General features: G+C 74.3%; 1 pseudogene. It reads left to right on the top strand.

The window, feature by feature from the left end:
* A pseudogene (locus tag G3N92_RS34725) lies at positions 1 to 775 on the top strand (transcriptional regulator); the annotation flags it as partial.

Raw genomic sequence — 775 nt, 5'->3', positions numbered from 1 at the left:
CTTCGCGGCGCGTGCGCTGTGGGGCCTGTGGAATGCGGCGATGGCGCAGGGCGACGTGCATGCGGCGCTGCGTTACGCGACGCGCTTCGAATCGCGCGCGCAGGGCAGCGGCTCGCGCTGGCTGGCCTTGTGCGCGAGCACCACGCTGGCGGCCTCGCTGCATTGCTTCGGCGAGCACCGGCAGGCGCGCGAGCGGCTCGAGCGCGTGCTCGCGGAGCTCGACGCGGTGAGCCCGACCGAGCGCGCCGACGCCGATCTCGCCGTCGATCCGCGCATCTTCGGCACCGGCACGCTGGCGCGCATCGTCTGGATGCAGGGCGATGCCGCGCAGGCGTGGCGGCTGGCCGAGCGCGCGCTGAACCACGTGCGCGCCGACATGCTGGAGCCGTCGCTGTGCCACTTGCTGGCGGCGGTGGTGGTGCCGCTCGCGCTGGCCTGCGGCGAAACCGAGGCGGCTTCGCGCCACTTGGCCTTGTTGCGATCGCAGGCGGCGCTCAACGGTTTCGACGGCTGGGGCGATTACGCCGATTGCCTGGCCGGGCAGATGGATTGGCAGGCCGGGCGCGAAGCGGAGGGGCTCGCGAAGCTCGAAGCGGGGCTCGCGCAATTGTCCGCGCGGGGCCTGAAGCGGATGATGGCGCCGCTGGTGGCGGCGTGCGCCGAGGCGCTGGCCCGGGCCGGGCGCATCGAGGAGGCGCAGGCGTGGCTCGATCGCGCGCAGCGGCACGGCGAGGCGCGCGGCGATCACGGCTTCGCGGCCGAACTGCTGCGCGTG

Origin of the sequence: Burkholderia sp. Ac-20379, from assembly GCF_017104645.1 — a bacterium.
GTDB lineage: Bacteria > Pseudomonadota > Gammaproteobacteria > Burkholderiales > Burkholderiaceae > Burkholderia.
Note: the sequence above shows the minus strand (reverse complement) of the source record. Positions and strands in the feature narration are given on the sequence as shown.